This is a genomic window from Vibrio sp. A8-1, assembly GCF_013048685.1.
In the GTDB taxonomy this organism is placed as follows: domain Bacteria; phylum Pseudomonadota; class Gammaproteobacteria; order Enterobacterales; family Vibrionaceae; genus Vibrio; species Vibrio metschnikovii.
In genome coordinates this window covers 25,899-51,802 of record NZ_VHTC01000014.1, presented here as the reverse complement: position 1 = coordinate 51,802, position 25,904 = coordinate 25,899, and the positions used below count along the sequence as shown (strand labels likewise).

Annotated in this window: 17 protein-coding genes; 11 read left to right on the top strand and 6 right to left on the bottom strand. The window is 45.8% G+C overall.

What is annotated here, in order from left to right; all coding sequences use genetic code 11:
• Nucleotides 1-5 precede the first annotated feature (5 nt).
• The gene (acpS, locus tag FKN93_RS09535) at nt 6-398 is read left to right on the top strand and encodes a holo-ACP synthase (RefSeq protein WP_170904994.1); all 393 of its coding nucleotides are present in this window, start codon (nt 6-8) and stop codon (nt 396-398) included.
• Between the two features lie 22 nt (nt 399-420).
• On the opposite strand, the gene barA is transcribed toward acpS, so the two are convergent.
• Nucleotides 421-3,207: a two-component sensor histidine kinase BarA gene (barA, locus tag FKN93_RS09530; protein WP_170904993.1), complete on the bottom strand. Its 2,787-nt coding sequence runs from the start codon at nt 3,205-3,207 to the stop codon at nt 421-423.
• Nucleotides 3,208-3,430: 223 nt separating this feature from the next.
• Between barA and rlmD the strand changes: the two genes are divergently transcribed.
• The 5 genes from rlmD (at nt 3,431) to eno (ending at nt 11,202) form a co-directional block, all read left to right on the top strand.
• Nucleotides 3,431-4,753 carry a 23S rRNA (uracil(1939)-C(5))-methyltransferase RlmD gene (gene rlmD / locus FKN93_RS09525; RefSeq protein WP_154170130.1) on the top strand — a complete coding sequence of 441 codons (1,323 nt, stop codon included), beginning with the start codon at nt 3,431-3,433 and terminating at the stop codon, nt 4,751-4,753.
• Nucleotides 4,754-4,818: 65 nt separating this feature from the next.
• The gene (relA, locus tag FKN93_RS09520; RefSeq protein WP_004394308.1) at nt 4,819-7,038 is read left to right on the top strand and encodes a GTP diphosphokinase; all 2,220 of its coding nucleotides are present in this window, start codon (nt 4,819-4,821) and stop codon (nt 7,036-7,038) included.
• 122 nt (nt 7,039-7,160) lie between these two features.
• Entirely contained in the window at nt 7,161-7,964 is an 804-nt protein-coding gene (gene mazG / locus FKN93_RS09515; protein WP_170904992.1) for a nucleoside triphosphate pyrophosphohydrolase, read from the top strand.
• A gap of 221 nt (nt 7,965-8,185) precedes the next feature.
• Entirely contained in the window at nt 8,186-9,823 is a 1,638-nt protein-coding gene (locus FKN93_RS09510; protein ID WP_154170134.1) for a CTP synthase, read from the top strand.
• Between the two features lie 77 nt (nt 9,824-9,900).
• Complete coding sequence (gene eno, locus FKN93_RS09505; protein ID WP_004394305.1) at nt 9,901-11,202, top strand: phosphopyruvate hydratase; 1,302 nt, start codon at nt 9,901-9,903, stop codon at nt 11,200-11,202.
• A gap of 101 nt (nt 11,203-11,303) precedes the next feature.
• On the opposite strand, the gene FKN93_RS09500 is transcribed toward eno, so the two are convergent.
• From FKN93_RS09500 to FKN93_RS09485, 4 genes are all read right to left on the bottom strand, one after another.
• Nucleotides 11,304-12,518: a multifunctional CCA addition/repair protein gene (locus tag FKN93_RS09500; protein ID WP_154170136.1), complete on the bottom strand. Its 1,215-nt coding sequence runs from the start codon at nt 12,516-12,518 to the stop codon at nt 11,304-11,306.
• Between the two features lie 70 nt (nt 12,519-12,588).
• Nucleotides 12,589-13,197, bottom strand: coding sequence for a TIGR04211 family SH3 domain-containing protein (locus tag FKN93_RS09495; RefSeq protein WP_158138895.1), 609 nt, complete (start codon nt 13,195-13,197; stop codon nt 12,589-12,591).
• A 230-nt stretch (nt 13,198-13,427) separates the two neighbouring features.
• A complete protein-coding gene (locus tag FKN93_RS09490; protein WP_158138894.1) occupies nt 13,428-14,687 on the bottom strand; it encodes an inorganic phosphate transporter in 1,260 nt (419 codons plus the stop codon).
• Nucleotides 14,688-14,833: 146 nt separating this feature from the next.
• Complete coding sequence (locus tag FKN93_RS09485; RefSeq protein WP_161425902.1) at nt 14,834-15,514, bottom strand: TIGR00153 family protein; 681 nt, start codon at nt 15,512-15,514, stop codon at nt 14,834-14,836.
• A gap of 208 nt (nt 15,515-15,722) precedes the next feature.
• Between FKN93_RS09485 and FKN93_RS09480 the strand changes: the two genes are divergently transcribed.
• The 4 genes from FKN93_RS09480 (at nt 15,723) to hldE (ending at nt 23,536) form a co-directional block, all read left to right on the top strand.
• Nucleotides 15,723-17,243 (top strand): inorganic triphosphatase, encoded by a 1,521-nt coding sequence (locus FKN93_RS09480; RefSeq protein ID WP_154170140.1) that lies wholly within the window; start codon nt 15,723-15,725, stop codon nt 17,241-17,243.
• A 515-nt stretch (nt 17,244-17,758) separates the two neighbouring features.
• On the top strand, nt 17,759-19,015 hold the full coding sequence (locus tag FKN93_RS09475) for a methyl-accepting chemotaxis protein (RefSeq protein WP_040903825.1): 1,257 nt from the start codon (nt 17,759-17,761) through the stop codon (nt 19,013-19,015).
• Nucleotides 19,016-19,120: 105 nt separating this feature from the next.
• Entirely contained in the window at nt 19,121-21,964 is a 2,844-nt protein-coding gene (gene glnE, locus FKN93_RS09470; protein ID WP_170904991.1) for a bifunctional [glutamate--ammonia ligase]-adenylyl-L-tyrosine phosphorylase/[glutamate--ammonia-ligase] adenylyltransferase, read from the top strand.
• A gap of 141 nt (nt 21,965-22,105) precedes the next feature.
• The gene (hldE, locus tag FKN93_RS09465; RefSeq protein WP_170904990.1) at nt 22,106-23,536 is read left to right on the top strand and encodes a bifunctional D-glycero-beta-D-manno-heptose-7-phosphate kinase/D-glycero-beta-D-manno-heptose 1-phosphate adenylyltransferase HldE; all 1,431 of its coding nucleotides are present in this window, start codon (nt 22,106-22,108) and stop codon (nt 23,534-23,536) included.
• 105 nt (nt 23,537-23,641) lie between these two features.
• Here hldE and tolC read toward each other — a convergent pair whose 3' ends face one another.
• On the bottom strand, nt 23,642-24,955 hold the full coding sequence (tolC, locus tag FKN93_RS09460; RefSeq protein WP_158138890.1) for an outer membrane channel protein TolC: 1,314 nt from the start codon (nt 24,953-24,955) through the stop codon (nt 23,642-23,644).
• Nucleotides 24,956-25,273: 318 nt separating this feature from the next.
• Here tolC and nudF point away from each other — a divergent pair, with 318 nt between their 5' ends.
• Nucleotides 25,274-25,903: an ADP-ribose diphosphatase gene (gene nudF / locus FKN93_RS09455; protein ID WP_004394274.1), complete on the top strand. Its 630-nt coding sequence runs from the start codon at nt 25,274-25,276 to the stop codon at nt 25,901-25,903.
• Nucleotide 25,904: the final 1 nt, after the last annotated feature.

Below are 25,904 nucleotides of genomic sequence, written 5' to 3'. Positions count from 1 at the left end.
CGTCGATGATTGTAGGCTTAGGCACAGACATTACTGAGATTGAACGCATTGAGAAGGTGCTTACCCGCAGTGGTAGTGCCTTTGCGGCGCGGATCCTCACCCCTGAAGAGCAGGTTAAATGTGCGGCTTTAAAACAGCCCGCGCGCTTTTTAGCCAAACGTTTTGCCGCCAAAGAAGCGGCGGCCAAAGCCTTAGGTACTGGGATCGCCAATGGTGTCACGTTCCATGATTTTCAAATCACCAATGATGCCCAAGGTAAACCTCATCTAACTCTTCATGGCCGAGCGAAGCAACTCGCCGAAGCCATGCAAGTCACATCCATTCATCTATCGCTTTCCGATGAGCGACATTATGCTGTCGCTACGGTGATTTTTGAGTCATTGGTGCCTTCGAATTAACCGCCTATCTCCACTACGCGTACTAGTGAAGGTATTGTGGCGCTTCGCTGAGTAGCTTCTCCATTTCATCTTGCAGTTCAAATAATTCTGGTTCGATATCACTGAGTTGGCTCCCTGAGCGCAACATGTGTTCCAAGGTTGCACAGATGGCTTTTAGTGATGGCGTACCGCTGTAAGAGCAGCTACCGTGTAGTTTATGGATATGATGCAGTAAATCGTCTAACGCATATTGATCATCTTGCTGTGCTTGATTCACCACTTGAATAACATCAGGAAGATAATTGACCAACAGTTGTAGCATCTCTTTAGCTAAGTCTTCTTTGCCTGCGGCTTGCTTTAAGGCCAGTGGCCAATCAATCACCATTGAAGAGGATAGATTGGCGGTAGAGTGGGGCGAGAGGATCGGCTCTGCTTGATGGTGGCTCAAGGGAAGTTTCTCTACACCATGAGTTAAGTGGGTTGGACTCCAGTGCACCAGTACTTGTTGTAAAATATGCTCTTCAATCGGTTTGGTTAGGTAATCGTCCATGCCCGCTTTTAGCAGCCGATCTCGCTCTCCGGCCATGGCGTGTGCGGTTACCGCAATAATCGGTGTGGTGGCATTGAGCGGTAACTGTTTAATTGCTTTACAAGCGCTAACCCCATCCATATGTGGCATCTGAATATCCATTAAAATGATATCAAAGGCGCGCAGCGTCGCTTGCTCCACTGCGCTTATTCCATCGCTGCAAGTGACCACCTGTGCAACCCTTTCCTGCAGTAGGGCGCTGATCAGTTTTAAGTTGGCTGGGTTGTCATCAACCGCCATCACGGTCAAGGGCAGTTTATCTATTTCACGCGGTTGCTCTATAGGCGTCGCTCGTGTCGGCTGATGAGCTAATAAGGTTTGCAATAGTTTGCGGCGTGACAACGGTTTAGTGACGCATTGTACCGGATAATGCTTCATCAGTTGGTCTGCCAATGCCAGCTCGGTACTTGGTGTACCAATAATGACATGTGGTGCAGATTGCAATGCTTGTTGAATCCATTGCTCCACGATGGTGCTGTCGGTTTCTTTCGTTGGTGATAAATTCAGTAAAATATAATCGTAGTGTTCCGATTCTTCAGGCATCGATGAGCGATAGGTAACGCTTAACCCGGCTTGCACTAACTGCTGCTGAACAATAGAAGCGGCCTGCATATTAGGTTCAACAAGTAATAACTGTTTATCTAATAGCGCCTGCGGATCGACCCAATCACTGATTGGCATGGTTGTCGCAGGTAAACGCAACGTAAACCAGAATGTCGAACCTTGATGCAGCCGGCTGGTTAAACTGATTTCGCCGCCCATTTGCCCGACTAACTTTTGCGTGATGACTAAGCCCAAACCTGTGCCACCGTAACGACGCGAAATGCTCGCATCCGCTTGACTAAAGGCTTGGAAGAGCTGGGCCTGCTGACGTTCTGAAATGCCGATTCCGGTGTCGCGGACCATAAACTGCAACTCAACCATATCATCCCGTTGTGAGCGCATTTCGACGCTGATATCAATGTTGCCACGTTCGGTAAACTTAATCGAGTTGCCGACTAAATTGGTTAAGACTTGTTGAATGCGTAGTGGATCGCCGACGAGGCCTAACGGGATCTTTGGATCAACTTTGAGCGTGATTTCTAAGCCTTTTTCATGGGCGCTGGTGGCCTGGAGATTAACCACTTCTTCTAAGGTTTCTTGAAATTCAAAAGGAATATTTTCCAGAGCGAGCTTGCCCGCTTCGAGTTTTGAGAAATCAAGGATGTCATTAATGATGGTTAATAAGTTATTGGCTGATTTCTCAATGGTTTGTAGGTAGTCAGTTTGACTGTTGGTTAACTGGGTTTTCAGCATTTGACGCGTAAAGCCGATCACCCCATTGAGCGGAGTACGCAGTTCGTGTGACATATTGGCTAAAAACTCAGATTTAATTCGAGCGGCTTCTTGAGCGCGCTTTTTGGCAATATCCAGTTCAACGTTTTGGATCTCTAATTGCTCAAGGGTTTCGCGCAGATCTGAGGTGGCTTGATCAATACTGTGTTGCATTTCTACATGGTATTCGGATAGCGAGACCGCCATGGCATTAATGCCTTTACGTAGCGAGTCCAACTCACCATGCATTCTCCCTTCAATTCGAACATCTAAATGGCCGCGCCGAATGCGGTCAACCATGTTTTTCATATGGGTAATGGGACGAGTCACGTCGTGCATGAGGCGAACGGCGAAAACGCTAGAGAGCACTAAGCCCATAATTAATACTAAGCAGGCGGAGAAAATCTCTTGATATTGTTGTAAACGCAACGAGGAGAGATCTAATTCAATGGCAATATAACCCAGTACCGGTACCGATCGCGCGCTGTTGGTATTATCTTCGAGTAGGCGACTTTCTGCCAAAATCGGTGTACGGAGAATCAGGGTGTTATCATGTTGCTGAGCGCTGCCGAGGACGGGGATCGGTTGCTCTTTAGGGTACATCAAGCTTTCAAAGTTGGGATGAAAGTTGGAGGTAACAAATAACTCATGGCGAGCATCGAATACCGCAATACTGCGTACTAATTTGGAATGTTTACGATGAGCATAACTAATGATCCGTCGTACCGATTCTCTACTTTGGTTTTTTAACGCTTCTTCGCTGGCAATCGCCAGTGGTTCAATGATACTTGCCCCAGAATTGAGAACCTGAATTTCCAAATCGTGGTAACGATTGAATGAGAATAAAGCGCTAAGCAGTAACCCAATAATTAAGGTTGGTGCTAAAGTCAGGGTAATAACACGCGCACGTAAGCCATATTTGGTCATTATTGTCTAAACATCGTGGTGTGGATATGGGAAAATAACCCGCATTACAGTGGCGAAGCTATTCAATAAGTCGCTATCGTGGTTGAGTCAGACGGCGGTTGTCTACCTACAACGCTAAGCCACTATAGCTTAATGCAAGAGTAATGGCTTCGACAATCTTCCCCACACAGAATAGTGATGCTGGGGCAAAAACCTTTTTATAAATCACACTTAGGCACAGAGCATGGCACGTTTTTTCCAAGCGAAGAAGAACACCTCGATTCAATCTAAACATCAGTCAGTCATGGTGACTAAGCTGGATCATCTTGGCGCGGGGATTGCGTATCAGCAAGACAAACCGACTTTTATTGACGGAGCGTTGCCTGGTGAAGAAGTTGTGATTCAAATCACTGAAAGTAAAAGCAAATTTTCGCGGGCAAAGCTTATCAAGGTGCTTGCCCCTAGTCCCGAACGCGTCGTGCCATTTTGCCAATATTATCAGCAGTGTGGCGGATGCGATTTGCAACACTTATCTCGTGAAGCGCAAATTACTCATAAACAGCAAACTCTTAGCCATTTAATGAGCAAGTTCGCTAAGCAAGCGGTACCATTGTCAGCGTCGATCATTGATGAAGATAAAGGCTACCGTCGCCGAGCGCGACTCAGTTTATGGTGGGATAAAAAAACACGGCAATTGCAGGTTGGGTTTCGGCGTAAGCAGAGTAAAAGTATTGTCAATGTGACGGATTGCCCAGTCCTTGAACCTCATCTTAATCAATGCTTAGCTGAGTTAAAACCTTTACTGAGTGGGTTTAAGCAGCCAGAACAACTGGGGCATGTTGAGTTGATCAAAGCCGATAATACCAGTGTGCTTTTATTGCGCCATTTAGCGCCGTTACCGAGTGCCGATAAGCAACGTTTGTCTGAATTCGCTCAGCGTCATCAATTGGCATTGTATTTGTTGACCGATGATCACCCGTTGGAGCATGTGCAAGGTGAAACGCCTTACTATCAAGAGACGGGAGTGACGATGCATTTTTTGCCCACTCACTTCATTCAGGTTAATCAATCCATCAACCAGCGCATGGTTGACCAAGCTATCGAATGGTTAGAGATTCAAGCCAATGACCGAGTGCTTGATCTCTTTTGTGGCTTAGGCAATTTTAGTTTACCGCTGGCACGCATTGCTCACTATGTGGTTGGGGTTGAAGGCGTCGATGAGATGGTTTCAGTGGCCAGTGAGAATGCTCATTTGAACCAGATCAATAATAGCGCCTTTTACCAAGCCAATTTGGAACAAGATATGACCAAGGCAACGTGGGCGGCTGAAAAGTTTGATAAAATACTGCTTGATCCGGCGCGAGCGGGCGCAGCAGGGATTGTTGAACAGTTGGGACAATTATCGGCTCAACGTATTGTTTATGTCTCGTGTAACCCCGCAACTTTAGCGCGTGATAGCCAAAGCTTACTCAATCAAGGTTATCATTTGGCGAAATTGGCTATGCTTGATATGTTTCCTCATACTAGTCATTTAGAATCGATGGCTCTGTTTGTAAAAAATCGGTAAGCGGCTGAACTTTCGGGAGCGAAAGTCAGTCGATACCCTAAAATCTAAAAATTAGGATTATCCCTATGGTTGCGGTTCGTAGCGCACATTTAAACCCAGACGAACAGTTTGAACTAGAAAAATGGATTGCTAGTTTGCAGCAAGATAGCAAAACGACGGCGAGACTGATGGAAGTCTATCGTCAGTGTGATCATTGGCTTGAGGGGCACTCTCAAGGTCCAATGTTGCTATGGCGTGGACGGGAAATGATCGAAATATTGATCACTTTGTCGATGGATAAACCCACCTTAGTGGCAGCGCTACTGTTTCCGATTGCCACCAGCGGTTTGTTGGATCAAGAAGAACTCGAAGAGCATTACGGCAAAGAGATCATCAAGTTGATTCATGGTGTTGAAGAGATGGCAGCGATTGGGCAACTCAATATCACCATGCAAGGCAGTGAAGCGTCGGCACAAGTTGATAATGTTCGCCGTATGTTGTTGGCGATGGTTGATGATTTTCGTTGTGTAGTCATTAAGTTAGCAGAACGAATTTGCAATTTACGTGAAGTAAAAGACCAGCCTGATGAAGTGCGTCGCGCCGCAGCTAAAGAGTGCGCCAATATCTATGCGCCACTAGCGAACCGTTTGGGGATTGGTCAGTTAAAATGGGAAATTGAAGATTACGCGTTTCGTTATCAACAACCAGATACTTATAAACAAATCGCTAAACAGCTCTCTGAGCGGCGTATTGTCCGTGAACAATACATCCGTGATTTCGTCAATGATCTTCGCCAAGAGATGCAAGCATTGAATATCAATGCTGAGGTGAGTGGTCGTCCTAAGCATATCTACAGCATTTGGCGCAAAATGCAGAAGAAAAACCTCGCGTTTGATGAGCTGTTTGATGTGCGCGCGGTGCGGATCATCGCTGATAAATTGCAAGACTGTTACGCCGCTTTAGGCATTGTGCATACTAAATATAAACACTTGCCGGGCGAATTTGACGACTATGTGGCCAATCCGAAACCTAATGGTTATCAGTCGATTCATACGGTGATTTTAGGCCCCGAAGGCAAAACCATTGAGATTCAGATCCGAACTAAGCAGATGCATGAAGAGTCTGAGCTTGGCGTTGCCGCGCACTGGAAATATAAAGAAGGCGCATCGACGGCTCGTAGTGGTTATGATGAAAAAATCACCTGGCTACGTAAGCTGCTTGATTGGCAAGAAGAGATGTCCGACTCAGGGGAAATGCTTGATGAACTGCGCAGTCAAGTCTTTGACGATCGGGTCTATGCCTTTACGCCGCGTGGTGACGTCGTCGATTTACCGATGGGCGCAACACCGCTCGATTTTGCTTACCATATTCACTCAGAAGTAGGTCATCGCTGCATTGGCGCTAAAGTGGCAGGGCGAATTGTGCCGTTTACCCATAAATTACACATGGGAGATCAGGTAGAAATTATTACCGCTAAAGAGCCTAATCCTTCTCGTGATTGGTTAAATCCATCACTGGGCTTTGTGCATTCTGGTCGGGCTCGAGCCAAAATCAACGCTTGGTTTCGTAAACAGAGCCGAGAGAAAAACCTCGAAGCGGGACGTGAAATTCTCGAAAACGAATTGGCAAAAATTGGCGCTAAGTTAAAAGATGCCGAAGCGTACGCGTTAAAGCGCTTTAATGTTAATAGCGCCGATGAGCTTTACGTTGGTGTTGGCAGTGGTGATCTGCGCATCAATCAAATCATTAATCATATCAATGCATTAGTGAATAAGCCCACCGCTGAAGAAGAAGATAAGATCGCCTTAGAAAAATTAGCCGGTGAAGTAAAAACGACCACCACTCAAACCACTCACAAGGATGCGGTCGTGGTGCAAGGGGTGGATAATTTAATGACCCATCTTGCTCGTTGCTGTCAGCCGATTCCTGGTGATGATATTCGCGGTTATATCACTCAAGGACGCGGTATTTCGGTACATCGTAGCGATTGCGAGCAGCTTGAAGAACTCAGTCACCATGCGCCTGAACGCATCATTGAAACGGTTTGGGGGCGAGGTTTTGTGGGAACTTATCGCTTGACGTTACGGATTGAAGCGATGGAACGCAGCGGGTTATTAAAAGACATCACCACATTACTGGCTAACGAGAAAGTGAAAGTGATCAGCATGAAAAACCGCAGTGATTATAAACGTCAATTGACGATCATGGACTTTGAGTTAGAGGTCAATAGTGTTGAAGTTCTACAGCGGATCATGAAGCGAACGGAGCAAATCAAAGACGTTATGCTCGTCAAACGATTGGGCTGAACCATGACCTACGCCGATCAGTGCGAGTGGCGATGGCGTCGTGTCGCTGATTAGTCCTTAATCAATAACGAGGTGCGATGATGCTCATTGGCCTCGTTATTACGTATCAGTAAAGAGAAAGTATGTCTCATCCTATTGTACAACTTGAACAGATTATGGCGCAGTTACGTGATAAAGAGCATGGCTGCCCATGGGATAAACAACAAACCTTTGAAACGATTATTCCGCATACCATCGAAGAAACCTATGAAGTCGTCGATGCGATAGTCCAGCAAGATTGGCCTAACTTACAAGAAGAACTCGGCGATTTATTGTTCCAAGTGATTTTTTATAGCCAGCTGGCTAAAGAGCAAGGATTATTCGAGTTTTCTGATGTGGTAGACACCGTCAATGAAAAGCTCACTCGCCGTCATCCGCACGTCTTTTCTGACGCAAAGTTTGCCGATGAGCAGCAACTGGCTGCCCATTGGCAGGCCGAAAAACATAAAGAAAAGCAGCAAGCAGGCAAAACAGAACAAAGTATTCTAGACTCAATACCACAAGCGTTACCGGCCTTGTCGCGGGCTAATAAAATCCAAAAGAAATGCGCTCAATTTGGTTTTGATTGGTCAAGTGTCGGCCCTGTGGCGGAGAAGGTGCAGGAAGAGTTGGATGAGGTGATGGCGGAAGTGCTGCAAGTGCCCGTCGATGAGCAAAAGGTAGAAGAAGAGCTTGGGGATTTACTGTTTGCGACGGTTAATCTGGTTCGTCATTTAGGTAAGGATCCTGAACTGGCCTTAAATAAAGCCAATCATAAGTTTGTACGCCGTTTTCAAGCCGTAGAGCAATTAGCATCATTAGCTGAGCAGTCACTAACCAGTTTGACATTAAACGAGTTAGATGCGTTATGGGAACAAGTAAAACGACAAGAGAAAAAGGTTCGTTGACTCTATGTATCGCATGGATCTTCTCACTGCGTCATTTTGAGCGAGTTAATCAACCGTGGTGAGCCAAGAAAAAGCACCGACTTCAATCTGTTTGATTTGAAGCAAAAAATAAAAAACTGAGTGTGATAGATTTCACGTTGTGGCGATAAATGGGTTCTGGTATAGTTTTATCCCGTCCAGAAGAAATCCATTTCCCTCATTCAACCAATTTCAGGTTAAACATGACAACAAATTATATTTTTGTTACTGGCGGGGTTGTATCCTCTCTAGGTAAAGGTATTGCAGCAGCATCGCTTGCGGCGATTTTAGAAGCTCGTGGTCTTAAAGTGACCATGATGAAGCTTGACCCTTACATCAACGTTGATCCGGGCACAATGAGCCCAACCCAACATGGTGAAGTGTTTGTCACGGAAGATGGCGCTGAAACTGACCTTGACCTTGGTCACTACGAACGTTTTATTCGTACCAAAATGACTAAGCGCAATAACTTTACTGCTGGTCGTGTTTATGCTGATGTATTGCGTAAAGAGCGTCGTGGTGATTACCTAGGTGCAACGATTCAGGTTATTCCTCATATTACCAATGCGATCAAAGATCGTGTTCTTGCTGGCTCTGAAGGCCATGAAATCGCGATTGTTGAAGTTGGTGGTACCGTCGGTGATATCGAGTCTTTACCTTTCATGGAAGCTATCCGTCAGTTAGCGATCGAAGTCGGTCGTGAGCGGGCGATGTTTATGCATCTGACGTTAGTGCCTTATCTTGCTGCCGCTGGTGAAGTAAAAACCAAACCAACCCAACATTCGGTTAAAGAGCTACTCTCGATTGGTATTCAACCTGATATTCTGGTTTGTCGTAGTGATCGAGTGATCCCTGCGAATGAGCGTAAGAAAATTGCTCTATTCTGTAACGTCCCTGAAAAAGCCGTTATCTCAATGAAGGATGTTGATTCGATCTACAAAATCCCTCAGCTTATCAAGTCACAAGGTTTAGATGACTTGGTATGTGCACGTTTTGGTATTACCGCTCCAGAAGCCGATCTTACCGAGTGGGAACGAGTCATTTATGAAGATGCTAACCCAACGGGTGAAGTGACGATTGGCATGGTCGGCAAATACATCGAGTTACCGGATGCGTATAAATCGGTTAACGAAGCACTGAAACACGCGGGCCTTAAAAACCGTTTAAGCGTGCATATCAAATACATCGATTCGCAAGATGTTGAAACCAAAGGTGTTGAAATCTTAGAAGGTGTTGACGCTATTTTGGTTCCAGGTGGCTTTGGTGATCGTGGTATTGAAGGTAAAATCCTTGCTGCTCAATATGCACGTGAAAATAATGTCCCTTATTTAGGCATCTGTCTGGGGATGCAAGTGGCGTTGATTGAATACGCACGTAATGTTGCGGGTATGGAAGGCGCGCATTCAACAGAATTTAACAAAGAAACCCCATTCCCTGTGGTAGGCTTAATTACCGAGTGGGTTGATGGTGAAGGTAACGTAGAAGAGCGTACCGAAAGTTCCGATTTGGGCGGCACCATGCGTTTAGGTTCGCAGCTTTGTCACTTGACGAAAGGCACCAAAGCTTATGAGCTTTATGGTAGCGCGACGATTCATGAGCGTCATCGCCATCGTTATGAAGTGAATAACCATCTTCGTCCAAAAATTGAAAAAGCAGGCTTGAAAGTGTCTGGATTGTCAGCAGACAAGAAACTGGTGGAAGTGATTGAAAACCCAGCTCATCCATGGTTTGTTGCGGCTCAATTCCACCCAGAATTCACATCGACGCCTCGTGATGGTCATCCATTATTTGCAGGTTTTGTGAAAGCAGCCGGTCAGTTCCAACGCGGTGAATTAAAGTAAAAGGATATGGGTAGCGGCTTAAGTTGTGCGGCTATCCTTTTAGTTTTGACATTTAAATTCAATGAGAGGAAACATTAATGTCTAAGATCGTTAAAGTTCTAGGTCGTGAAATCATCGACTCACGTGGTAACCCAACAGTAGAAGCTGAAGTACACCTAGAAGGCGGTTTCGTTGGTATGGCAGCTGCTCCATCTGGTGCATCTACTGGTTCTCGCGAAGCGCTTGAGCTACGTGACGGCGACAAGTCTCGTTTCCTAGGTAAAGGTGTTCTTAAAGCGATTGCTGCGGTTAATGGCCCAATTGCTGATGCTCTTGTCGGTAAAGACGCAAAAGATCAAGCGACGATTGACCAAGTGATGATCGACCTTGATGGCACGGAAAACAAATCTAAGTTTGGTGCGAACGCGATTCTTGCGGTATCACTAGCGAACGCGAAAGCAGCCGCTGCCGCTAAAGGTATGCCTTTGTATGAGCACATCGCTGAGTTAAACGGCACTCCTGGTCAATTCTCTATGCCTCTACCAATGATGAACATCATCAACGGTGGTGAGCACGCCGATAACAACGTAGATATCCAAGAGTTCATGATCCAACCTGTTGGCGCAAAAACGCTAAAAGAAGCAGTACGTATGGGCGCAGAAGTGTTCCATAACCTAGCTAAAGTTCTTAAATCTAAAGGCTACAACACTGCTGTTGGTGACGAAGGTGGTTTCGCTCCTAACCTAAAATCTAACGCTGAAGCGCTAGAAGTTATCGCAGAAGCGGTTGCAGCGGCTGGCTACGTGTTAGGTAAAGACATCACTCTAGCGATGGACTGTGCAGCATCTGAGTTCTTCGACAAAGAAGCCGGCATCTACAACATGAAAGGTGAAGGTAAAACCTTCACTTCAGAAGAGTTCAACCACTACCTTGCTGAGCTAGCTAACAAGTTCCCAATCGTATCTATCGAAGACGGTCTTGATGAGTCAGATTGGGATGGCTTCAAGCACCAAACTGAACTACTTGGTGACAAGCTGCAATTAGTGGGTGATGATCTGTTCGTAACCAACACTAAGATCCTGAAAGAAGGTATTGAGAAAGGTATTGTTAACTCAATCCTGATCAAGTTTAACCAAATCGGTTCACTAACTGAAACATTGGCTGCTATCAAGATGGCGAAAGATGCTGGTTACACTGCTGTTATCTCTCACCGTTCAGGCGAAACTGAAGATGCAACGATTGCTGATCTAGCGGTAGGTACTGCTGCAGGTCAAATCAAAACGGGTTCTATGAGCCGTTCTGATCGCGTTGCTAAGTACAACCAATTGATCCGTATTGAAGAAGCGCTAGCGGGTCGTGCTCCTTTCAACGGTCTAAAAGAAGTGAAAGGCCAAGCGTAATCCTTTTGGATACGGCTTAGCATTATTGCTTAGAGAACGCCCTGCATAGCAGGGCGTTTTTTTATATTGAAGATAAGTACAAGGCCGGTGCAGTAGGGGGCTTATGCCGCTGCGCTAATCGCTTGTATTCGTCGTTTATTAAGCTCTTCTTTAATAGCTTTTCCCTGAAAACCATCAGCGATCACCTGCTGTACCTCGACACTTAGAGCCGCTTGATAAGCATTAAGAAAGAGATCGCGTTGCGGATAAGCGTTTGCTTCGCAGCCTAATCGACCAGCGTGATCCGCCTGACAACAGAGCAAAACGTCATGCAAACGCTCGGGTTTACGCCAGACATCGAGTTTGTCGAGTATCTTAAGCTTGGTGCTTGCTTTAAGCTCTGCCGCTCGATGAATGTTTGAATGTTGTTCACAGACTAATAATGCTAGATCTTTGCACTCATTAGGAATGCGGACACGTTCGCATAACGCGTTAATAATCTTAACTCCGGTATGGCAGTGCATTTTGTGGCTTGGCCATTCATTCTGCGGTGTTACGCCTTTACCTACATCATGTACTTGCGCAGCAAAACGCACCGCAATGGATGGAGAGAGCTTTGCCGCTTGTGCGGCGACCATTAACGTGTGTACTCCGGTATCTATTTCAGGGTGCCACTGCTTGGGCTGTGGGACACCGAATAAGCGGTCAATTTCAGGTAATATAATAGCCAGCGCCCCACATTCGCGCAGTGTAGAGAGAAAGACTTCTGGATTCGCGGTCGAAAGCGATTTATGCCACTCTTGCCAGATGCGCTCCGCGGTTAAATGATGTAACTCTCCAGATTGAGCGATCTGTGTCATTAATTGCATCGTCTCGCTAGCAATGGTAAACCCGAGATGTGCTAACTTTGCCGCAAATCGTGCGACGCGAAGGACGCGAAGCGGATCTTCGATAAAGGCATCAGAAACGTGGCGTAATAGACGGTTGTGCAAATCACGCTGACCCCCATAGGGATCAATCAGCTTGCCGGTGTTGTCTTGTGCTATGGCGTTGATCGTCAGATCGCGCCGAGCGAGGTCTTCTTCAAGACTGACATCTGGGGCGTAATAACAAGCAAATCCGGTATAGCCTGATCCTGTTTTACGCTCGGTACGAGCCAGAGCATATTCTTGTTTTGTCTTAGGGTGTAAGAAGACAGGGAAATCTTTACCGACCGCTTGATAGCCGGCTTGACGCATTTGCTCTGGACTACTGCCGACGACGACCCAATCTTGATCATGTACTGGCAAAGAGAGTAATTGATCGCGCACCGCGCCACCGACGAGATAAACTTGCACAGAGGCTCCTTATTGAGAAAACAAGTGCGAAGACAAAAACGGCCACCTTAGGTGACCGTTGTTCGTGTCATTATGCCCATCCGGCCGGATTACGTTTACGGCGAGGGATAATGTGTGGCAGCACTAGACCAAACAGCAAGCCGCCGCCAGCAACGCCACCGCCATAGATAAAGTATTTCAAGAGTAAATCCTCTTTTTGGGTATCTAGGCGAGCACGCAGTTCACGGATTTCAGTTTGCGAAGCAATCAGTTGCTGACTGATATCGCTATAACTTTGCTCTAGATCGGCGATTTGTTTGTTACGGATTTCTAATGAATCGACCAGTCCGGCTTTTTCACTATCGGCATTTTGGCGAGCATTAGCCAGTTGGTTTTTTACTTCTTTAAGTTCTTTTTCAAGTTGTGGCAGACGAACCGCCATACTGACTTCACGAGTTACAAAGCGGCTTTCTATCCAACCATTGCGTCCTCGTTCATCCACAATTTGACTATAACCTGTCTCTTTATTGGTGTTGAGCAGTTTGACTTTCTCTCCCGCATCAATTGATCCAATAATACGAAACTGATTACTTGGGCCAGAATGCATATAAGTAAACAGTTTATCTGCGACATAACGGTCTTGAGCGAGCGCTGGTGCTGCTAATAAAGAAAATAGCACCATGCAGATGAGTTTTTTCACGGTAGATCCCTTAATTATGGTCAATATTGCGCGTGAGAGCTTTGAATCATCTCATTCTGTTGATGGGCGCGCAATAGGGTTATGTACGACTTTATTATCAGTCTTAAGGTTTGTTTTACAAATAGTAAAAACTTTCTGCGCGCGGCGCAACAAAGAAGGGAGGCTGAGCCTCCCTTTCTGTGCGTTTGAGTCAATAATGACAATCCGTTTACATTGGATTGACGAATCGATTAAGTAAACGCCGCTTGAATCGCATAGAAGAAGATCACGGCCAGTAAAGCACCGGCGGGTAAAGTCACAATCCATGACGCGACAATATTACGCACCACACCTAAATTGAGCGCCGCGATGCCACGAGCAAAGCCTACCCCTAACACCGCACCCACTAAGGTCTGAGTGGTTGAAATCGGTAAGCCAGTACCTGAAGCGAGTACCACCGTCGAAGCGGTAGCTAACTGAGCGGCAAAACCACGACTTGGTGTTAACTCAGTGATCCCTGTTCCGACGGTAGCCATCACTTTATGACCCAGTGTCGCAAGGCCGATCACAATCCCGATACCACCGAGTGGTAATATCCACCAGGCAATCGCACTTTTAGACGCGACATTACCTAGGCTTTCAACCGTAGAAACCACCGCGGCTAGGGGACCAATCGCATTCGCGACATCGTTTGAACCATGGGCAAACGCCATCGCACAGGCGGTAATGACCATTAAAACAGAGAAAATACGCTCAACATTAGAAAAACCATGGTTTTCTTCGGTATCGGCAAATTTCTTATAAATGTACAGATAGCCAATAACCATGACAATGCCTGAAACCAGAATCGAACAGATCCAAGCTTCACTACTGGTTAAGTGCAGCCCAACATGTTTTAAGCCTTTTTTAATGGTCACTAAGGCGATCACCATGGTGGTAATAAACATGTAAACGGGGACGAAACGCTTGGCATTAATCAGCGGCGTTTCTGTATCAAAGATCAGTTTTTGTGCACTGACAAAAATAGCGTAAGCCAATAAGCCGGAAATAAATGGCGTGATAACCCAACTGCCAACGATCCCTTGTACTGAGCTCCAATCAACAGCTTCTGTACCGACAGAAATTGTTGCGAAACCAATAATCGCACCAATAATCGAATGGGTAGTTGAGACTGGCCAGCCCATATAAGAGGCAACAAGCAGCCAAGTACCTGCGGCGAGCAGGGATGACATCATGCCATAGACCAGCAGGTCTGGTTGATCGGCAAACAGGGTGGTGTCAATAACGCCTTGGCGAATCGTATCGGTGACCTCGCCTCCGGCTAAATAAGCGCCAGCAAATTCAAAGATCATCGCAATGATGATCGCTTGCTTGACGGTGAGCGCTTTTGAGCCAACAGATGTGCCCATCGCATTGGCGACGTCATTTGCACCAATACCAATGGCCATTAATAAACCGAAGATCGCTGCAACAATAATCAGGACAATGCCGTAGTTCGCAAGGATATCCATCGTAATACCTAGTTGTTGATAACAAGCGGAGACTCATCGTGGTGCTTTTTAGGCACGAAAAAAACCATTAGCGCAAGAATATAGTCAGCGCTTGAATGGTGGGAAACACGATTATGACTCTTAGTTATTTGGTTAACTTAAATGATTTAAGAACGGGAAAGCATCAGTTCAAGTCGAGCACCGACTCGCTGAGCTTGATCAGCGATACCGCCGACCCATTCAAAGATTTTGTACAAGAATATGACGTCAATCGGATTCATGGTTGACTCGATAGCCATTAACTGTTGGCGTAAGCGAATCTGCATGTTGTCCGTATCATCTTCTATGACATCCAGTTGATTAATCATTTCCGCCACGAGCGTGACTTCACGACCTTTAAATCCGGTTTCCAATAACTCGTCAAGTTCATTGATCACCTTCTGTGCTTGTGTCGCCGCGTCAAGACAGCGTTGAACATAAGCGAGGAAATTATCTTGGAGAGGTTTAGGGATAATAAGCTGACGACCGTAAACACGGCCAGAAATGTCTTTAGCAAGATTTGCCAGCTTATCTTGTTGAGTGAGAAGCTCAAGCATGTCAGTACGATCAACCGGCAGAAACAGACCGCGAGGGAGTTTCAGACGAATTTCGCGTTTTAACACGTCGGCTTCTTTCTCTAAATGAGAAATTTGTGCACGTATTTCTGCCGCTTTTTCCCAATCACCTTGAGCACAAACTTCAAAGAAGTTGATCAGGTGCGAGCAGCATTCATTGACACACACAACGTGTCGTTGCAAAGGCTTAATGGGGGACTTTGCAAATAACCCCATAATGGTATTTACTGGCATGGTCATTCAACCTAATTACTATAACCGAGAAAGAACAGACACCACGATAGCCTGGTGAAATGTTGAGCGTTGGCTATAAAGGCGCGCATGGTAACCTAATAATAGAATCATTAAAACTGTTTTAGATCATCAATAGGACGATATTTCTCACTTGCCCCGCTGTCTATTAGGCAATATCCTGTCGCTATCTGCTGTGAAAGGTATAACTATGGAAACCGAGATAGAACTGAAGTTTTTTGTTTCTCCTGATTTTTCAGACGTTTTGCGTAATAAAATTTCCGAAACCAAAGTGCTTCAGCACCATTGTCGGCAACTGGGTAACACCTATTTTGATTCTGCTGACCATTGGTTACGTCAACACGATATTGGGCTACGTATTCGTCGTTTTGATGAGGTGTACGTGCAAACCGTCAAAACTGCAGGACGAGTCGTTGCAGGCCTGCATCAAAGGCCGGAATACAATGCAGAGCACACGGGCAATCATCCCGATTTAACCCTACATCCTGAAGATATTTGGCCTCAAGGGCGCGATGCTGAAACCCTGCAATCGCAATTGGTCGCTTTATTTTCGACCAATTTTACCCGTGAACAGTGGCTAGTCGCCATGAATGATGGTAGTCAAATTGAAGTGGCGTTTGATCAAGGCGTTGTCGAGGCTGGGGATAAACAAGCGCCGATTTGTGAGGTTGAGTTAGAGCTTAAATCGGGGCAGATAGATGCTCTGTTTTTGCTTGCTCGTCACCTCTCTGAACAAGGTGGTATGCGGTTGGGGAACCAAAGTAAAGCGGCAAAAGGTTATCGTTTAGCGATGGGGTACGAAGGTGATGAGGTGCAAGGGCTCACGCTGGTGAATACCCAGAGCAATGATAACGTTGAGTCTTGCTTTATTCGCTCACTCGAGCACGCTCTTGCTCATTGGCATCGCCATGAACAAATTTACACCGAACAAGACTCGATAGCCGCTTTGCATGAGATTCGTCATGCAATCAGTTTTATTCGCCAATTACTCAGCGTATACGGTGGTATTGTTCCACGCCGAGCCAGTGCGATTTTACGTCAAGAACTTAAATGGTTAGATGGTGAATTGGCGTGGTTAAAACAGTATGACTATCTAGAAGACTTACTCAAAGATAAGGGCTATGCGTTACGTAAGCTGGATGCCCGTAAGTTTTTAGTCAACGAGCTTAAGCAGCGCCAAGAAGCCTTACCTCAACGTGAAGCGTCATTAAAATTATTACACAGTGCCCGTTATACTGCATTATTGCTGGATCTCAGCCGTTGGATTTTAACCCGCGGATGGCAGCCGTTTTTGGATGATAAAGCTCGTGAGCGAATGGCTCGACTGGTGGGGCCTTTTTCTGTCAAACAGCTTGACCGAGCATGGGCGGAGTTGGTTGAGGTTTTTCCGCCAGAAGAGGCACTCTCAGCTGATGATTATATTGAACAGCAATATCGTTTGATACGTGCGCTTTATACTGGGGTCAGTTTCGCGCGTTTATATGATGCCGAGCAGCGTTTAGCGTTTCGGATGCCATGGATTGATTTATTACATGGTATCGATGACTTATTAACCTTAAAAACGTTAGAGCAACTGCTGGATATGTTACAAGATGAACAAGATCAAGAGCAGTTAACCCGTTGGCTTAATCGTCAAGAAAACTCGATTTTGCACGCCATGGAGCAAACGCGTCGCATTGGCATAGAAGCGACGCCTTATTGGCGTGAATAGTGCCTATCCCCTTCGTACTTGCAGCTGCAGCGGTGTTGGCTACGTTCGTTCACCCCAATCACATCGTTTGCCTATGCTCATGGGGATTCACTCGCTTGCCGCCTACCTGCAACTTCAAGTCGTTTGGGTATACGCTCATCAAGCACATTTCTGAACTTTCGCTTCGGGAATGTGCCACTTTGAGCCTACCTTTCCATTACTCCCTTCTTTATTGAAAAACTAGAGTTAACTCACAAATAGCGCAACCGCTGGTGTATTCCATTGTAGCCATTTGATGTGTCGCCGATAAAAACGGTGATGGTTGGAGATATACTGCATTAGAGAGGGTGTAATGCATAATCCATCGGCTTAGACAAATCACACCATCAATCTGCAAATTCGCGAGGTAATACACATCGAGAGCCGCTGGTTTTTGATAGTATTAATTTCATACGAAGCTCGAAATAATTCATACGTGGTAGGTGGGTATCACAACCATGATGGGCGAGCATTAAAAACGGAGTGGAGAATCAGTCATGGCGAGGATGGCATTTAAACCGTGGGAACGGGTGATCACAGACATACGTTTGATCCCTAAAATGGTCATGCTAATGTTTTTTAGTACGATTTTAGTGATCGGCAAGCAACTGTGGGATGCGAGCTTGTTCTATGACTCTTTACTTGCTGCGACTCAAAGTACGGAAATAGCCAAACTGCATTATGATACCTACATCGTCCAAGTCATTTGGCAAACCGGGTTTATGATTGTCACTTTTGTTTCATTACTGATGTTTGCCGCGCGAGTGATGTTACGGCAAACCCAATTTCTTAGTCAGTCAATCAAGCAGATGGCTGAACGCGATTTATCCGAACCTATTTTTATGGACTGTAAAGATGAGTATGGTGATGTTGCTCGTGAGCTAGAGAAAACTCGCCGCCAACTGCAAGATTTAATCAAAGTGCAGATCACCACATCACAAGAATTAACCACCTTGACGGAAGTCATGACAATCAGTATGTCAGAGACGAAAGACTCCGCGCAGGAAGAGTTCCATGAGATTGATCAAATAGCCACCGCAATGAATCAAATGTCGTCAACGGTACAAACGGTCGCCGATCATGCACAAAGTGCGTCTTCATTGACCGAGACCGCTTCTCATAGTGCGGCTACGGGGCAGCAGTTTGTTCAAAAAACCATTCGTAAAATTGATCAGTTATCAAAAGATATTGCCGCTTCAGCTTCAGCCGTAAACCAAGTTGAAGAGCGAGTCGTTGCGATTGGCAGTGTGGTCGGTACCATTCAAAGTATTTCTGAACAAACCAATTTATTGGCGTTAAATGCCGCGATTGAAGCCGCTCGTGCTGGCGAGGCGGGGCGCGGTTTTGCTGTGGTTGCCGATGAAGTTCGTAACTTAGCTCAGCGTACTCAGACGGCAACGGTTGAAATTCAAGATATGATTAGCCATCTACAAAGCAGTGCTAACTCGGCAGTGGATTTAATGGAAAAAAGTGTCGTTGAAGCGGCTGATGGCGTTGAATTAATCACCAATGCCGGCACAGAGTTGGACGGTATTGTCCAACAAGTCAAACTCATCAATGATATGAACTTACAGATTGCGACAGCAGCGGGCCAACAAAGCAGTGTCGCGGTGGAGATCAATCAAAATATCACCAATGTGAGAGAGTTAGTCGAAGCATCGGTTACGGTAGTCAGTGAGTTGCTGGAAACTTCTGAGCTGATGCAAAATAATGCTGAAGAGCTGGATCGAAAAATCACCGTCTTCAAGGTGTGATCGGTTCAGATTAATTGATATCAACGACGCTCACTGTTTAGTGGGCGTTTTTATTTATCTCAGACTGCGATAGAGTGAGTCGATGATGAGAGACAAGGATGATTTATGCAGCTCCCCGAACACTTAATGACTCATGCCGATAACGCCTACCAACAGTTGCTTGCTGAGCAGCCGAAGCTGAGTCAGTGGCCGTCTGAATTACAGCAATCACTTCGTTATGTGACTACGTTGAGCCGTTTTGTCACCCAGACCTTCTCTCGTGATGAGTGGCTGGTCGATGAATTTCCTAATTGGTTACAAAGTGAATCGAGAGCAGAGACTTATCGCGAGCGATTACAGGCTTTATTAACGTCGTGCCCTGATGAACAAACCGGACAACGGATTTTACGTCAGTTTCGTTATCGAGAGATGGTCTATATTGCTTGGCGTGATTTTTTAGCCACTTGGCCTGTCGAGCAGAGCCTTGAACATCTTTCTGAACTGGCGGAAGCGCTGATCGTCGAGACGTATCAATGGCAATATTCACTGTGCTGTCAAGAGTGGGGAACGCCATGCAATGCGCAAGGTGAGGCTCAACCGATGCTGATTATCGGCATGGGTAAATTAGGTGGTGGGGAGCTCAATTTCTCTTCGGATATCGATCTGATTTTTACTTATCCTGAAAACGGTCAAACTCAAGGCGTCAGGCGCAGTATTGATAACGGACAGTTCTTTACCCGTTTAGGCCAGCGGATCATAAAAATGCTTGATCAACCGACACTCGATGGTTTTTGTTATCGGGTTGATATGCGTTTGCGTCCGTTTGGCGAAAGTGGTCCTTTAGTGATGAGCTACGCCGCATTAGAGGATTACTACCAAGAACAAGGACGTGATTGGGAACGCTATGCGATGGTCAAAGCGCGGGTGATGGGCCGTGAAATGCATCATCAGTATCAAGAACTACGGCAAATGCTGCGGCCTTTTGTATTTCGTCGTTATATCGATTTTAGTGCTATTCAATCGTTGCGGCGAATGAAATCGATGATCCGTAGTGAGGTACGTCGTCGTGGATTGAGTAATAACATTAAACTGGGTGCTGGTGGTATTCGGGAGATTGAATTTATTGCCCAAGTTTTCCAGCTCATTCGTGGCGGACGAGAGCCCAGTTTGCGCCAGCGAGGATTGTTAGAAACACTACAGGCGATTGCCGAACTTGAACTATTAACCACCGAACAAGTCGCGCAATTGGTCGCCGCTTATCGTTTTTTGCGCCGATTAGAAAACCTAATGCAGGCCATGGAAGATAAACAGACGCAAACGCTGCCAGAAAAAGAAGACGATCAATGGCGTCTGGCCATTGCGATGGTCTATGAATGTTGGGATGCGTTACTTAGCCAGTTACAACATCATATGACGCAGGTTCATCAAGTGTTCATCACTTTGATTGGTGAGGATGATGATGAAGAAAGCACCACGGCTGATCATTTTCATGAACTGTGGGACATGGCAGATAAGCTGGATGTGATTGTACCTATTTTTAGGCAGGAGTTGGCGATTGAAGAACCTTCGAATTTGGCGCATTGCTGCTTAACGTTTAAGCAGGATTTAGCTAAAAAAACCATTGGTCCACGTGGCCGAGAGGTATTAAATCGCTTAATGCCTAAGGTTTATCAGGCTATATTCTCTCATCCTGATGCGCAATTTGGTTTAGCGCGAGTGCTGCATTTACTGAATAGTATTGCCACGCGCACCACCTATTTAGAGCTGTTGGATGAATATCCAGCAGCACTGCATCAACTGGTTCGTTTGTGCACAGCCAGCCCGATGATTTCTGAGCAACTGGCTCGTTACCCGATTTTATTGGATGAGTTGATTGATCCGCAGCATCTTTATCATCCGATCGATCTTGGTAGTTATAAAACCGAGCTGCGTGATTTTCTTGCTCGTATTCCAGAAGAGGACATGGAGCAGCAAATGGAAGCGCTGCGTCAATTTAAGCAGATCGGGATATTGAAAATCGCTGCTGCTGATATCGCGGGTGTGTTGCCAGTGATGAAAGTCAGTGATCATTTAACGTATTTAGCTGAAGCCATTGTCGATGCCGTCGTTAATCAAGCTTGGTTGCAAGTCAGTGCCAAACATGGTGTGCCGGATCATTTAACCCAACAAGCTGGTAAAGGCTTTGCTGTGGCAGGGTATGGCAAAGTGGGGGGATGGGAGCTGGGTTATAACTCCGATTTAGATATTGTCTTTATTCATGATTGTCCGGCTTCTTCCATGACTCAAGGGATCAAACCGATTGATGGGCGACAATTTTATCTGCGTCTTGCTCAGCGGATCATTCACCTTTTTTCGACCCGTACCGCTTCCGGTATTTTGTACGAAGTCGATACCCGTCTACGTCCTTCCGGCGCTTCGGGGTTATTGGTCAGCTCGATAGACGCTTTTGCCGATTATCAGCATCAAGAGGCTTGGACGTGGGAGCATCAAGCCTTGGTCCGAGCAAGAATGATTTACGGTGAAGCGGATTTACAAGCCAAATTTAATCATGTCAGACATTCTGTACTCTGTTTGCCGCGAGATCCAAACACTTTGCAACAACAAGTGGTCGAGATGCGTGACAAAATGCGTCAACACTTGGCCAGCAAAAAAGCCGGACGTTTCATGTTAAAGCACGATCAAGGTGGGATCACCGATATTGAGTTTCTCGCGCAATATTTTGTCTTACGTTATAGTCATCAGCATCCAAAGTTGACGCGTTGGTCGGATAATGTGCGTATTTTTGAATCGTTGATGAACGAAGCGGTACTGGATCCCGCATCAGCTGAGGCATTAACTCGCGCGTATACCGAGATGCGAGATCAAATCCATCATCGTAACTTATTGAATCTTGATGCGGATGTGGATGAAGCACAATGGGTAGCTCAGCGAGAATGGGTGATTGAAACTTGGCATCACTGGTTAGGCTGAACACTGTCAGCGAGGAAACGCTGCCTACTGAACCCGATAAAGATTGGTCGTACTGACACCGCTTAGCGGTAACTCAAAGTGGTTTGCCGATAGAGGGCTATGTTACACTGCGCCATAGATTAATAGTGGAGAAGATCGATAATGAAACCAATCCTACCTGACTACAGCAAAGCGGGTGTGCTTATCATTGGTGACGTCATGCTTGATCGTTATTGGTATGGTCCAACGGGACGTATTTCCCCTGAAGCGCCAGTGCCAGTGGTAAAAGTTGAGCATAACGAAGAGCGTCCAGGAGGCGCTGCTAACGTGGCGATGAACATTGCCTCTTTAGGTGGTTTGGCGCATATCATAGGTTTAACTGGCATTGACGAGCCAGCACAAGTGCTGCAAGAAAAATTAACCTCGCTGAATGTGCAGTGTGACTTCGTTGGTTTAGCTGATTACCCCACCATCACCAAATTACGAGTGTTAAGTCGTGGACAGCAATTGATCCGTCTCGATTTTGAAGACAAATTTGAGAATATTGATGCTCAGCTGATCCTGTCGCGCATGGAACGTTCTCTGGCGAGCGTGAACGCGGTGATTTTATCTGACTATGCGAAAGGCGCTTTGGAGCACGTTCAGCAGTTGATTCAAAAAGCCCGCATGGCCAATGTCCCAGTGTTTATTGATCCTAAAGGAGCTGATTTTGAACGCTATCGTGGTGCAACCTTATTGACACCGAATATGGGTGAGTTTGAGCAGGTAGTAGGAAAAGTTAAGTCGGATCAAGAGTTGGTTGAAAAAGGCTTGGGGCTCATTGAACAGTTTGATCTACAAGCTTTGTTGGTGACCCGCAGTGAGCATGGTATGACCTTGTTGCGTCGTGGTATGGAGCCTTTCCATTTGCCAACGCAAGCCAAAGAAGTCTTTGATGTAACCGGTGCTGGTGATACGGTGATTTCGGTGCTTGCTGCGTCGGTGGCTGCAGGTAAATCTTTGGATGAAGCGTGTGTTTTAGCCAATGCTGCCGCTGGCGTTGTGGTTGGAAAACTGGGAACTTCGACGGTATCGACGATTGAATTGGCTGAAGCCATTCATGGCAGCAAAGAGGCGGATTTTGGCATTATTGGTGAAAGTGCGCTGATTGAAGCGGTCAAAAAAGCCAAAGCCCGCGGTGAAAAAGTTGTCATGACTAACGGCTGTTTTGATATTTTACACGCTGGACATGTGTCTTATTTGAATCATGCAGCAGAGCTTGGCGATCGCTTAATTGTAGCGGTTAATACCGATGAGTCGGTGAAACGTTTGAAAGGCCCAGGGCGTCCGGTCAATCCAACCGATCGTCGCATGGCGGTACTAGCCGGGCTAGGTGCCGTAGATTGGGTGGTTCCATTTAGCGAAGATACTCCGCAGCGCTTAATTGCAGAAGTGTTACCAAGCATTTTAGTTAAAGGTGGCGACTATAAACCTGAAGATATCGCTGGTGGTGAAGAAGTGATTGCTGCGGGTGGTGAAGTGAAAGTACTGAATTTCGAAGAAGGCTGTTCGACCACAGACATTATCAAGGCGATTAAAGGCGGTAAAGGTTAACGACGGTGATCTCGATGGAGATAGCCAATCGCTGTGTTTTCAGTGCGTAAGCGCATAAAAATAAGGGGCTTCAATTGAAGCCCCTTATTTCATTTTGGGATTGCTTTATCGACTCACGCGTTGTAGTCCAGCATTGATATCGAGAATATCTTGTTCGCTGAGAGAGCCAATTGCTTGACTAAGTTGTAGACGATTCAAAATATAATCGTAGCGCGCTGAAGAGAGATTACGGTTGGCGTCATACAGACGTCGCGTTGCATCTAATACATCAACAATCGTCCGAGTACCAACTTCAAAACCGGCTTCGGTTGCTTCTAGGGCAGAACGAGCGGAAATCACCGATTGTTCATAAGCACGTAATGCGCCAATTGAAGCGTTGATATTGTTGTTATAGGCGCGCACATCTTTGACCACGCTGCGGAAGGTCGCTTCTAAGTCTTGGCTTGCGGCGACAAACGCATGTTCGGCTTGTTTGGTTAATGACGTTACGTTACCACCCGTATACAGCGGAACATTGAGATTTAGCCCAATGGTAAAATCGTTAAAATCGGTATTATTCGCGGAATTATTGCTATTCGACTCACGCGCATAATTATAACCACCGTTTAACTTCAACGACGGCAAATGACCGGAACTGGCGAGAGCGATATTATCTTTTGCCACATCTTGAGCAATACGCGAAGAAAGCAAGGCTAAGTTTTGTTGCTGAGCTCGCTCGATCAATGCCTGCATTGATTCCGTATTGCGGCTGGCTGAGAAACGTTGAGTATCAAGAATGCTTAATTGTGAATAGCCTTGACCAGTAATTTCTCTTAATGATTCATAGCTATTGATTAAGGTGTTATCCGCTAAAACTTCTTGCGCTAAAACACTATCGTATTGCGCTTGTGCATCATGGACATCCGTAATGGCTGAGAGCCCAACGTCAAAACGCTGCTTAGTTTGTTCTAACTGACGTGCCACCGCGGCTTTTTCGGCACGGACAAATTCTAAGTTATCTTGTGCACTCAACACTTCGAAGTAGGCTTGAGCGACGCGCAACATCAATCCTTGTTGTACGGCGGCGTATTGTGCATCGGCTTGGCGAGCTTGTTTCTCAGCAGTATCTAATGATACCCAACTTGAGCGGTTATACAGTTCTTGAGCAAAACTGATGCCTGCTGATAGTCGATCGCTATCGCGCGCATCAACATCGCTACGAGTGAGGTTATACCCAGCCGTTAAATTAATCTGTGGTAACAACGAACTACGGCTCGAATTGATTGCTTCAAAAGCGGCTTCACGACGAGCAGCAGCACTGAGCAATTGCGGATCATTTTGTTTTGCTTGATCATAAATTTGTGCAAGATCATCGGCCCATGCGTTAATACTAAAGCTACCAAGGGTTGCACTCACTAAAAAAGGAAGCAGTTTTTTCATCGGTCCTATTCCTGCCTAGATATGAAAGGAGTTACGTTGACAGAGTGTAACTCAAATTGTTGGTATTTCATGCGAAAGTTTGCACTTTTTTACACTTAATTATCCACTTGTGCAATATAAATTAATGTATTAACCAATCAGTGACAGAGCTTGCGAATGGTTCATTACATAAAAAGGTTTATTTAATCAGCTATCTATCATGATAAAAGAGCAATCACTTAAAAAAAAACATAACTTTTATACAAAAAGTTGAGCAATGTCGTTGGCAGTCGTAAACCTTCATGAGTAAACTAATAGATTCACCGAGAAGGAATGGCTATGCAACCCACAGACCAAGAAAAAGACCAGTTTAGCGTTAATGATCTGCAGATTGTCTCAAAAAAGACACTGTTCCAAGGTTTTTTTCGCATGGTTAAATACCAATTTAAGCATCGATTATTCCAAGGTGGGTGGAGTGAGACGATCGAGCGAGAAATGTTCGAGCGTGGTCACGCCGCGGCGCTGTTAGCTTATGATCCTCAACGTGATGAAGTAGTGATCATTGAGCAGATCCGGGTCGGAGCACTAGAACATGATCAGCCATGGCAGAAAGAAATTATCGCAGGCATGATTGAACCGGGTGAGGATGCGCAGGACGTTGTACGTCGTGAAGCATTCGAAGAGGCTGGGATCTCGGTGGCAAGATTAGAAAAAATCACCAGTTATTACCCTTCTTCAGGGGGATGTTCTGAGAAACTCGATGTCTACATTGGTGAAGTAGATACTACACTGGCGGGAGGTGTGCATGGTTTGGACACTGAAGGTGAAGATATTAAAGTGCATGTGCTCAGTCGTCAGCAAGCTTATCAATGGATCAAAGATGGCCAAATTGAGAATGGTGCCTCAATAATCGCACTACAATGGTTAGAGTTGCATCATCAGCAATTACAATCTCAATGGCGGAGTTGAT